Source organism: Arthrobacter sp. TMT4-20 (genome assembly GCF_054510775.1).
This window is the reverse complement of sequence record NZ_JBTNDW010000036.1, coordinates 1-1,984: the sequence shown is the minus strand read 5'-3', so window position 1 is coordinate 1,984 and position 1,984 is coordinate 1. Positions and strand designations below refer to the sequence as shown.

Here is a 1,984-nt window from a genome sequence, read left to right as displayed (position 1 = left end):
ACGGTGGAAACCCGCGCTGAATGCCTTTGCCATCACTTTCGCCGGGCGTTGGCCGGCAGCCGAAACCTACTAACTAAAATGCTGAAAACACCGAAAAAGTTACAGACCCATCTTTCATGGAGGCTTACCGGCGTATGTACGCCGCTAGTGTCGGTGACGGTCGAAAATTGAGCCGTTGTGACGGCGGCGGATTTCAGCGGTCGTTGCAACAGTTTATGAATCTGTCGGTGGTGAGATGAGTCTAGCGAGGTGCTCCGCGGGGCTTTGCCAGCCGAGGATTTCCCGTGGTCGACGGTTGAGTTCATCGGCGACCCGGGCGAGGTCCTTGATGGTGTGGGTTCCTAGGTCTGTTCCTTTCGGGAAATACTGCCGGAGTAATCCGTTGGTGTTCTCGTTGGACCCGCGTTGCCAGGGGCTTGCGGGATCGCAAAAGTAGACCGGGATGAGTGTCCGGCGGGTGAAGTCTTGGTGGCAGGCCATCTCGGTACCCTGATCCCAGGTCAGCGACTTACGTAGATGTGCCGGGAGCGCGCTCATCGACTCGGCCAGCCGATCACGGAGATTCTCTGCACCTCTGTTGCCGGCTAGATGCACGAGGATCGTGAACCGTGTGGTGCGTTCCACCAGGGTTCCGATCGCCGAGCAGCTTCCCTTCCCGATGATGAGGTCGCCTTCCCAGTGCCCTGGCACTAGCCGGTTCGTGGCCTCGGCTGACCGGTCGCGGATCATCACCATATCTGGGAACCGTTTGGTGCGGTGTTCTTTCCTCCTGCGGGGTCGGCGTCCGGTTCGTCCGGTGCGCAGCGCCAGTGCAGGGTCGACCGCAAGATCCAGGCTTCCGCGCCCATATAACGCCTGGTAGACGGTTTCAGGCACGACCTGCATCTCGGCACGGCCGGGAAACTCCGTACGGAGCCGGTTGCTGATCTGGCGTGGGCTCCAGCGCTCTAATAGATGGGTCCTCACGAACGCCGTCAGCTCAGCACTGGCAGCGATCTTCCCGGTCCGGGGTCGACTTCGCCTGCGTTCGGCGCTGCGCTGGGCTGTCCGTGGCCGGTAGTTTCCGGAGGGCTGGTGGGTGTTCCGTCGGATCTCTCGACTCACGGTTGAGGGACTACGCCCAAGCTCCCTGGCAATGGTCCGGACGCTTCGTCTGGCGTGGAGCAGGTCCGCGATCGTGATTCGCTCCTCCTCCGAGAGAAAGCGTACGGAGGTGACTCGTGGTCTTTGTCGTGAGATCGGCGGGTACTTCGTGACCACTCCCGTCTTTGAGACGGCGGTATGGCCGTGGCGCCACCGCGTGCCTGAACTTCGGCTGATCCCAACAATCCGGCAGGCCTCAGAATTACCCATTCCCTGTTTCATCAACTGATCATAATGAGCGCGGGCAGCGTTCTTCGGAGGTGCTCCCCGAACCCTTCGTGCTCGTTTCATCAAGGCCATAGTTGCAACTCCTAATAGTCAGGTGTTGCAACGACCGCTAGACGCCAAGCCCGCAAAACGGCTCACTATTCGACCATCACTGACAGCTAGCCGCCTTAATCAGCGGTGAGGGATCCCCAACCATACATCTGACATTTGCCCGCAAAGCGGAACTGCTGGACACGCCAACTACACACCTGGCCCTCTATAGCCGCCGACAAGTTCCTGCTGTCGCGTACGCGAGTATTCCAATTCTAAGTTCGTCTACACACCGTTATATCGCGAGAGGAAGCCTGTTCTGGCGAAGTCTCCTACGTCTTCTGTGTGGTGATAAGGAATCTCGTGAGAGTCCTAGTTCAGGACGGCAGGCCTCTTCCAGCGCTCCCAGCTCGCTTCGGCAAGAGGAACGAGCTGTTGAGTGGCTGCATTCTTGCGTCGACTCCCGAGGTCTTGGTTGGGCCCCCGTTAGCAGTCCAGTGGCTATGCGATAGCTAGTTGGTTTCCTGCGGTCCAGTTTTCCCAGTAGGCCGACGGTGTCATTCCGTCGAGGGATCCGTGGGGA

The 1,984-nt window shown here is 59.4% G+C and carries 1 protein-coding gene; it reads right to left on the bottom strand.

Annotation, left to right across the window (positions count from 1 at the left end; all coding sequences use genetic code 11):
• Positions 1–213: 213 nt before the first annotated feature.
• Positions 214–1,353 (bottom strand): IS30 family transposase, encoded by a 1,140-nt coding sequence (locus ACX80Z_RS15910; RefSeq protein WP_459316568.1) that lies wholly within the window; start codon positions 1,351–1,353, stop codon positions 214–216.
• Positions 1,354–1,984: the final 631 nt, after the last annotated feature.